This window comes from Kineococcus indalonis (assembly GCF_009906395.1).
GTDB classification, from domain to species: domain Bacteria; phylum Actinomycetota; class Actinomycetes; order Actinomycetales; family Kineococcaceae; genus Kineococcus; species Kineococcus indalonis.
Genome location: NZ_JAAALM010000694.1, coordinates 1 through 1678, shown reverse-complemented (window position 1 = coordinate 1678; position 1678 = coordinate 1). Strand labels below are relative to the sequence as shown.

At 76.3% G+C, this 1678-nt stretch carries 2 protein-coding genes, 1 pseudogene and 2 riboswitches; all 3 genes and pseudogenes read right to left on the bottom strand.

Features of this window, described 5'->3' with window-relative positions; genetic code table 11:
- Window positions 1–494: pseudogene (locus GTR00_RS20345) on the bottom strand (glycine cleavage system protein T); the annotation flags it as partial.
- An 84-nt stretch (window positions 495–578) separates the two neighbouring features.
- A riboswitch (glycine riboswitch) is annotated at window positions 579–666 on the bottom strand.
- Between the two features lie 10 nt (window positions 667–676).
- Window positions 677–755: riboswitch (glycine riboswitch) on the bottom strand.
- Between the two features lie 151 nt (window positions 756–906).
- A complete protein-coding gene (locus GTR00_RS20340) occupies window positions 907–1296 on the bottom strand; it encodes a tautomerase family protein (protein WP_166613349.1) in 390 nt (129 codons plus the stop codon).
- A 37-nt stretch (window positions 1297–1333) separates the two neighbouring features.
- Window positions 1334–1678, bottom strand: a 345-nt coding sequence (locus GTR00_RS23150) for a substrate-binding domain-containing protein (RefSeq protein WP_205706288.1), incomplete at its 5' end; no start/stop codon positions are given.

Below are 1678 nucleotides of genomic sequence, written 5' to 3'. Positions count from 1 at the left end.
CGGGCCAGCAGCACGTGCACGGCGCCGGTGGCGGTGCGCAGGACGGCGGGGGTGCAGCGGTAGTAGCCCAGGGCGGCGAGGTCGGCGTCGACGAGCTCGCCGACGATCAGCGCGGCGGTGGGGCCCTGCACGGCGAGCAGCGCGGTGGCGGCGGACTCGTCGGCGACCTCGGCGTCGAAGCCGGCGGTGCGCCCGGTCAGCTCGCGGGCGACGAGGTCGGCGTTGGAGGCGTTGGCGACGACGAGGTAGTCGTCCTCGCCGAGGCGGTAGGTGACGAGGTCGTCGAGGATGCCGCCGTCGGCGTCGACGATGAGGCCGTAGGCGGCGCGGCCCAGCGGCATCGTCGAGGGGCGCCCGACGAGGGCGGCGTCCAGGGCGCGGCCGGCCTGCGGGCCGCGCACGCGCACCTCGCCCATGTGGGAGAGGTCGAAGACGCCGGCGGTGGCGCGCACGGCGCGGTGCTCGGCCAGGTCGGAGGCGTAGCGCACGGGCATGGACCAGCCGGCGAAGTCGGTGAAGGTGGCGCCGAGGGCGGCGTCTTCGACCTCTCCCACATGGGCGAGGTGCGCGTGCGCGGCACCCCCTCTGTCGCGGCACCTGAGAGCTTCGCGCGCGCGGCGCTTTCCCCGTCGGTGAGGGCCGTGCGGACCCTGCTTTCCAGAGCGGCCTGCCCGTGGCGGTCCTGGGGACCTGAGAGGTTCCGGGGTGGTTGCTCCTTCGGTGCCCGGCGCTGGTGCGCGTCGGGGCTCTCCCGCCCGGGTGCGTGGCCGTGCGATGTGCGGTTGTGCGGCGCGCGGCCGCGGCGCTCGCGCGCTGCGGGCAGCGTCGCACAGGCGGCGGGCTCCCGGCCAGCGACCGGGGGCCCGCCGGGCGGGTGCGCTCGGGTGCGCTCGGGTGCCGCCGCGCTCAGAGCTCGCCGGTGAGGAACTGGGCGCGGCCGTGGCCGAAGGACCAGTCGGCGTCGGAGTTCTCCACGACGGAGACGACCACGTCGCTGGGCTGCACGCCGCAGGAGCGCTTCAGGTTGTCGGTGAGCAGGGCGTAGAAGCGCTCCTTCTGCTCGCGGGTGCGCCGCCGGCTGGTCACCTGCACGAGCACGACGTCGTCGGTGCGCTCGATGCCGAGGTCGGTGTCGTGGACGACGAGCTCGCCCGGGGCGTGCTGGTGCACCACCTGGTAGCGGTCGCCGCCGGGCACGCCGAAGGCGTCGACGACGGCGGCGTGGGAGGCGTCGAGCAGGGCGGTCAGCGCCTCGGGCGAGCGGCCGGCGACGAGGTCGAAGCGGAGCAGGGGCACGGGATCCTCCTCTGATATGTCTTTACATACTGACACATCAGGAGCGCGACGCACCACCCTCCGCCCGCCCGTCCGGCGCCGCACCGGCCGGGGCCGCCGGGGCCGGTCCCGTGGTGCGCCGCACCACCAGCCGCGGCTGCAGGACGACCTCGCGCCGCCGGGTGCGCCCGCCGTCCAGGCGCTCGACGGCCGCGCCCACCGCGCGGCGGGCCTGCTCGCCGGGGTCCTGGCTGACGGAGGTGAGCTGGACGTGCTCCAGCTGGGCCAGGGCGCTGTCGTCGTAACCGACGACGGAGGCCTCCCCCGGCACCGCCACCCCGGCGCGCGCCAGCACGTCGAGCACCCCCAGCGCCACGCGGTCGCTGGCCGCCACCACGCCCGT